Below are 6,868 nucleotides of genomic sequence, written 5' to 3' on the forward strand. Positions count from 1 at the left end.
ACCGCGGGCCTCGGCCGCCTCGACTCGTGGTCGACCGACGGGCACAAGCTGCTCAACGTCTCCTACGACTGCGGAATCGCCATCTGCGCCAACGCTTCCGCGCACCGGGCGGCGATGAGCGTGCAGGCGGCCTACCTCGAACAGGGCGAGGGTGGTCGCGACCCGATGGACTGGGGACCCGACTTTTCGCGGCGGGCCCGCGGCGTGGGTGTCAACGCGACGCTGCGGGCGCTCGGCCGCGACGGCGTCGCCGGACTCCTGGTGCTGGGCATCCTCGACCCGGACTACTTCCTCGGCGGTCGGTCCAAGTTGCGCCGAGACCTTGCCGACAAAGCACTGGCCGAGCGCATCGGCGAGCCGCTCCGCCTGAGCGTGGAAGAGGCCGCGATGGCGGTCTTCGCCATCCAGAACGGCCAGACGGCCGACCTGGTGCGCAAGATCGTACTCGACGCCGGGCAGGATCCTCGCGACTTCACCGTGTACGCCTTCGGCGGCGCGGGCCCGATCCATTGCCACGCGTACTCCGCCGACCTCGGCATCGGCCGCGTGGTGGTGCCACTGGGGACGACCGCATCGGCGTTCTCGGCGTTCGGCCTGGCATCCAGCGATGTCACGCTCACCTTCGAGCTGTCCGATCCCACCGTGGCCCCGGTCGAACCCAAACGCGTCGCGGAGAACTTCGCGCGGCTGGAGGCGCGGGCGCACGCGGAGCTGGCGCGCCAGGGCGTCGAGTTCGAACGGGTCGAGGTGCGCCGCGAGATCGACGCGCGTTACACGGCACAGATGGCGGAGGTCGCGACACCGGTCGCGGCGGGTGGGTTCGACGAGGAGGCAGTGGCGCGGATCATCGACGCGTTCGAAGACCGGTACGCGTCGATTTTCGGCGCCGGCACGGGATATCGCGCGGCCGGTGTCCAATTCATCACCTACCGCGTGTTTGCGCACGGCGTCCTGCCGTTCAAGCCGAAGCTGACCGAGCGGGTACCGGCGTCGGGCTCGGATCCGCGCGACGCTCTCAAAGGACGCCGGCCGGTCTGCCTGGACGCGCGGCACGGTTACGTGGACACGCCGGTGTACGACGTCGCCCGGCTCGCGCCCGGCCACGTGGTCGAAGGGCCGGCGGTCATCGAAGCCCCCACGACGACGGTGGTGGTCGGCCAGGACTCGGTCGGCACCGTCGACCGGCTCGGCAATGTCGTCCTGAGTGGACTGTGAGGAGCACATCATGACCGCACCGACCCCGGGATCCGAGGCGTTCGCGAACCGCACGGTGCGCGCCGAGGACATCCTCGATCGCATCTCCCCGACGTTGGCACTGCACACCGTCGACCAGGACACAGTGGACTCCGTCGACCCGCTGAACTACGAGGTGATCCGCCACCGGCTGTGGTCGCTCACTGACGACATGGCCGACGCGATGAAACGCATGTCGGGCTCGATCGTCGTCACCGACGCGAACGACTTTGACTTCGCGCTCACCGACGAGGTCGGCCGGACGTCACAGATCGCCTTGTACAACACGGAACTGGCCGCCGCGATGGACATGGCGATCTTCTGGACGCTGGCCAACCGGTCGGACAACCCCGGGATCGATCCCGGCGACATGTTCTTCTGCAACGACCCGTGGATCGGCGGCGGCCTGCACCAGAACGACGTGAGCCTGTACATGCCGATCTTCTACGAGGGCAAGCTCTTCAGCTGGTCCTCGGCTGTGGCCCACCAGCTGGACCTCGGCGGCGTCGGCCCCGGCAGCTGGACTCCGCGGTCGGAGAACGTCTACTGGGAGTCGCTGCCGACCCCGCCGATCAAGATGGTCCGCGACTTCGAGGTACAGAACGACGTGCAGGACGCGTACCTGCGCCGGTCCCGGATGCCGCACCTGGTCGGGCTCGACCTGCGCGCCAAGTTCAGCGCGAACATGCTGGCCAACCGCCGCATCGGCGAGCTTTGCGACCGCTACGGGCCGGACCTGGTCAAGGCGGTCATGCGGCGGACGATGGACGACGCGGAAACGCGGCTGCGTGCGAAGCTGCGCGATCTGCCGGACGGCACCTGGACGGCGACCAGTCACCACCAGTCGTCGGGCATGGGTGACCGGGGCATCTACCGCATCCGGTTGACGATGACGAAGATCGAGGACCGGCTCGTCTTCGACTTCACCGAAAGCGACCCGCAGAGCGGGATGATCAACTGCACGTTCGCGGGACTGCGTGGCGGCGTTGTGAGCGCGATCCTGCCCCTGCTGGCAGGTGACATCCCGTGGGCGACGAGTGGCCTCACGCGGTGTTTCGAGCTGCTGAGCACGCCCGGCACGCTCAACGACGCCCTCCACCCGGCGGGTGTGTGCAAGGGTTCCATCGCGGCCGCATGGGGAACCACCAACTGTGCCGTCGAGACGATCTCGAAGATGCTCGACACGTCCACCAGCCACCGTGCACGGGCGACCTCGCTGTGCGCGGGCACCGCCGGCGCGTCGGTGTTCGCGGGTACCGACCAGCGCGGCGCCCCGTTCGTGACGATGGCCATGGACCCGATGGCCGAAGGGCTCGGCGCGCGCACATACGCCGACGGAGTGGACACCGGAGGGATGATCTGCATCCCGAAGGGCCGCATCCCCGACGCCGAGATCAGCGAGTTCGGCGCGCCGCTACTCTACCTGTGGCGGCGGGAGGAGCCGGACTCCGGTGGCTCCGGCAGGTTCCGCGGTGGCCTGTCCGGCTCGATCTGCGTGGTGCCCCACCGGACGGCGAACCCGATGGCCTTCGTGTACTCCTCCGACGGCGGGGCCGTGCCGCAGAACGTCGGCCTGGGCGGCGGGTACCCGGGCAACACCGCGCTCAGCACGATCTTCCGCGGCGGCGACGTGGCCGCGCAGTTCGCGCGGGGCCTGCTGCCGCAGCGGCTCGAGGAGCTGGACGGGCGCGCCGAGCGGCTGAACACCGAGGTCGAGACGGTCATCGGCACCCAAGACGTGTACTACCTGTACTGGCAGGCCGGTGGCGGATACCTCGACCCGCTGACCCGCGATCCTGCGCGAGTCCGGGAAGACGTGGTGTCCGGCGCGGTCCGCGAATCCACCGCACGGGACATCTACGGTGTGGTTGTCTCCGGCGAGGAGGCCGACCTCGCGGCCACGGAAGCCTTGCGGACGCGGATCCGGTCCGACCGCCGTGCCGCCGCCGAGCCGGTGTCGGATCAGGTGGCCGCGTGGGCCGGGAAAACCGCGCGGCTGTCGGACATCCGGCTCAGCGAGAACGTGTCCGAAGGCGACAGTGCCGGTATCGCCGTTCGCGCTTGCACATGTGGTCAAGTGCTGGCCGGTCCGGGCGAGACCATGTGGGACGGCGTGGTGAAGATCGTCGGCGCGCCCTCCGCCGCGGGCCCGCAGATCGTGCCCGACCCGGAAGCCTTCGTGGACGCGGAAATCGAGTTCCGGCAGCTGTGCTGCCCGTCGTGCCTGACGGCACTCACCACCCAGGTGGTGCCGGTGGGCACCCCGCTGCCGACGGACGACCTGCTGCGCCGGTAGCCGGCCCAGGACCGGATGACGAGCATCAGCCGGGCCGCGGGGTGTCAGCCGTTGATCAGATCGGCCGCCTCCTCACCGACCATGGTCGACGGCGCGTTGGTGTCGGCAGACGGCACCACCGGCATGATCGACGCGTCGGGGACCCGCAGCCCGGCCATCCCGCGAACCCGCAGCTGCGGATCCACTACGGCCAGCTCGTCGACGTCCATCGGGCAGGCGCCGACCTGGTGGTGATATGTCCCGACAGACCGACGGGCGAACTCGCTGACGGCGTCCGGCGTGTTGGCGTCAGACCCCGGCGTGACGTGTCGCTTGCGCCACTCGCCGAACGCGTGCTGCGCGCCGATCTCGCGGCTCATCTCGAGCGCGTCGCACAGCGCATCGAGGTCGCACAGGTCGGCGTGGACAATTAGACCAGTCGTCTAGTAGACTTATCGGGTCATGGCGAGTCGCGGTCACGTCTACAGTGGCTCGAGTATCGGGCCGCCTTCCCGGCCGGCGCACCACGAACTCGACGAAGGAGCACGCATGTCGCAGCCGCACGACGGAGGACCGGTCTACGCGCTCAACCTGTTCGACATCGCCGACCGCGAGGAGTACCTGGCCTACTCCCGGCGATCGCCGAAGGAAGTCGCCGCGCACGGCGGCCGCGTGGTGGCACTGGGCCGGTTCCAGGAGTCGGTGACCGGCGACATCGAGCCGCGCACGGTGATGATCGTCGTCGAGTGGGAATCGCGCGCGGCTTTCGACAGCTACCGCAACGATCCCGCTCTCGCCGACCTGCACCCGCACCGTGAGAACGGTTCTTCCTCCTACGTCTGGCACCTGTTCGACCGCCTGGACGACCTGCGTCCCTTGCTGCGGCCGCAGTCGTGACCTGCTGAGGGGTTCCCGGTTCGGATCTCGCTGCTGACTGAAGGCGCAATAGTTCTCTCGCCGAACCAGGCTGTGCTACAGTCCGGATAGTTCGGTCACGGAACCTGCTGTGCGCCGAACTCCGCAGGTGCCGCCGAACCAGGAGACCCTTTGATGTGCCAGTTCCTTCGCGTCTTCCACCCGTCCGGTCGGAACGCCCGCGCGATCGCTTGTGGGGGTGGACGATCGTGAACGTCGAGACCCAGACGGCCGCACCCCAGGAACGGCCGACAGTAGAGGGGCCGACGGTCGCCGTGGCGTGCGTCGGCATCGCGCTGGCGATGGTGATGTTCACGTTGCCCATGAGCACGTTGGTCTCCTTGGCGAACACCATGGGCGCCAGTGTCATGGGGCGGACGTGGATGCTCAGCGCGGCCAGCATCGGGCTCGGCGCGGGGCTGCTCGTGAGCGGTGCGCTGGCCGACAAACTGGGGCGCCGCACCGTGTTCGTCATCGGAGCCGCGGTGCAGGCCGTTTTCCTGTTCGCCGGGGCCGGCTGGCCCAACGCGATCGTGTTCACCATCGCCCGCGTCGGGCAGGGATTCGGCGCGGCGGCGATGGTGGCGACGAGCCTGGGGCTGATCGCGCAGGTCACTCCGCACGGCCACCGCCGCACGCGAGCCACCGGTTTCTGGGGCGCGAGCCTCGGCGTCGGCATCCTGATCGGGCCCCCGCTCGCCGCGCTCCTCGGCCCCGCGGCCGGGTGGCGCAGCCCCTACCTGCTCGTCGGCCTGCTCAGCGTGGCCTTGATCGTTTTCTTCCGTGCGCTGCCGGCCAACCCCGTCCACCCGCACGCGGCGGGCGGGAAGATCGACTATTTCGGTGCTGTGGCGTTGATCGCCGGCCCGAGCGCCCTGCTGGCCGGGCTGGTCCTCGGCCGGACCGGCTGGACGCAGCCGACGGTCCTCGCGTTCCTGGGCGCGGGCGTGGTCATCGTGGCCGTGTTCGTTTTCCACGAAGGACGCACGGAATTCCCGTTGGTGGACATCCGGTTGTTCGCCAACTGGCAGTTCGTCACGGTCACGGTCGCCGCCTTCACCGTGGGACTCGGCGTGATCTCCCTGACCTCCTACACACCGACCCTGGTGGAGCAAGGCCTGCACGGCTCCTCGCTGACCGGCTCGATTCCGATGGTCATTTGGTCCGGGGTGAGCGTGGTCGTGTCGCTGTTCGCGCGGCACCTTCGCGGGCGCGTCACGCCGGAAACCCAGCTCGCCGTGGGGCTGATCATCATCGGCGCCGGGCTGGTCACGCTGGCCCCTTTGGACAGCACTTCGACGTTGCTGCGCCTGGCTCCGGGCTTCGCGATCGCCGGCATCGGCACCGGCTTGCTCAACGCCTCGCTCGGCGCCCAAGCGGTCGCCACCGTTCCGGCGCACCACGCGAGCATGGGCAGCGGTGTCAACAACACGGCGCGGTACCTGGGCTCCGGCCTCGGTGTCGCGGTGGTGACGTCGACGGTGAATCCCTCGTCAGGGCCGGCACTCCTGCACTCGTGGGAGGTCCCGGTCGTGATCACGGCGGCGGTTTCCGTGGTGATCGGCGTCCTCATCCCGGTCTACGCGCGGATTTCCCGCAGAAGCAGCGCTGCCGCTCCGGGAAACGCGGTGGCCCGGTGAAAGACCCCGGCCCGCCAGCCATTCTGACGGGTCCCGCTGCTGCACGTGTTCACCAAGGACGACGACGGCCTCCACCACTGCCGGACGAGTGAACAGGTCTTCGCCCGCGGCGATTCCAGTGCCGTGGAGACGATCTGGCCGATCTTCGGCGCCCCCCGACTTCACTCCGGAAGGCGGCGGGGATCCGGCCGCGTACCCGTCGCTGCAGTACTGGGCCGGCGCGGGGAAGCGGACCGTGCGCGCTCCGGCGACCGCCGCGGCGGCGAAACACCGAGCCGGACGAGACACGTGTGGCGGCGGTCGCAACCTTCGCGCTCGGGGCCATGCCACTGCGGATGCGGCGAGGAATTACTTGGAGAAGGCGGTGAGATAGCCGAGGGCGGGCGAGCCCAGCCCTGTGACGTCGTCGTAGCCGGGTGTCGCGGTGAGGGCGCCGTCGTGGCCATCGGTGATCAGGGTTGCCGTGCCAGGGAGCGCGTTGCCGTGGTCATCGACGTCGGAGACGACCCGGGCGACCGGTGTGCCGCCGAGCGGGTGGTCGGTGACGTCGTGGAACATCGGCGAGTCGTGGTGGGCGTAGAGTAGCGGGTTGGCGAATCCGATCGGGGCGCCGGCCGCCTGCTGCGCGTCCGCTTGGATCGCGGCGAACATCGGGCTGGCAAGACTTGTGCCGCCATTGGTGAGGCCGCCGGGCAACGGATCGGGTACCGCTAAGGGATGTCTCGTAACCCGGTCGCGGGCTCGCTGGGCCGGTAGGTGATCATGTTGTGGTGGTGCAGGTGATCACGGCGTCGCTGCCGGAGTG

General features: G+C 69.3%; 6 protein-coding genes. 4 read left to right on the forward strand and 2 right to left on the reverse strand.

Translation table 11 applies throughout. The features are described 5' to 3' along the window. A partial coding sequence (locus AB0878_RS49190) for a hydantoinase/oxoprolinase family protein (RefSeq protein ID WP_366590582.1) occupies positions 1 to 1,215 on the forward strand: 1,215 nt, incomplete at its 5' end. Positions 1,216 to 1,225: 10 nt separating this feature from the next. After that, positions 1,226 to 3,529, forward strand: coding sequence for a hydantoinase B/oxoprolinase family protein (locus AB0878_RS49195; protein ID WP_366590584.1), 2,304 nt, complete (start codon positions 1,226 to 1,228; stop codon positions 3,527 to 3,529). Positions 3,530 to 3,573: 44 nt separating this feature from the next. Here the strand turns inward: AB0878_RS49195 and AB0878_RS49200 are convergent, their stop codons facing one another. Further along, the gene (locus tag AB0878_RS49200) at positions 3,574 to 3,939 is read right to left on the reverse strand and encodes a GMC oxidoreductase (RefSeq protein WP_366590593.1); all 366 of its coding nucleotides are present in this window, start codon (positions 3,937 to 3,939) and stop codon (positions 3,574 to 3,576) included. A 118-nt stretch (positions 3,940 to 4,057) separates the two neighbouring features. Here AB0878_RS49200 and AB0878_RS49205 point away from each other — a divergent pair, with 118 nt between their 5' ends. Both AB0878_RS49205 and AB0878_RS49210 read left to right on the forward strand, forming a co-directional pair. Beyond that, entirely contained in the window at positions 4,058 to 4,405 is a 348-nt protein-coding gene (locus AB0878_RS49205; protein WP_366590586.1) for a DUF1330 domain-containing protein, read from the forward strand. A gap of 227 nt (positions 4,406 to 4,632) precedes the next feature. After that, entirely contained in the window at positions 4,633 to 6,063 is a 1,431-nt protein-coding gene (locus AB0878_RS49210) for an MFS transporter (RefSeq protein ID WP_366590588.1), read from the forward strand. Positions 6,064 to 6,411: 348 nt separating this feature from the next. Here the strand turns inward: AB0878_RS49210 and AB0878_RS49215 are convergent, their stop codons facing one another. Beyond that, positions 6,412 to 6,714 carry a hypothetical protein gene (locus tag AB0878_RS49215; RefSeq protein WP_366590591.1) on the reverse strand — a complete coding sequence of 101 codons (303 nt, stop codon included), beginning with the start codon at positions 6,712 to 6,714 and terminating at the stop codon, positions 6,412 to 6,414. Between the last annotated feature and the right edge of the window lie 154 nt (positions 6,715 to 6,868).

Origin of the sequence: Amycolatopsis sp. NPDC047767 (genome assembly GCF_040704195.1) — a bacterium.
Classification (GTDB): domain Bacteria; phylum Actinomycetota; class Actinomycetes; order Mycobacteriales; family Pseudonocardiaceae; genus Amycolatopsis.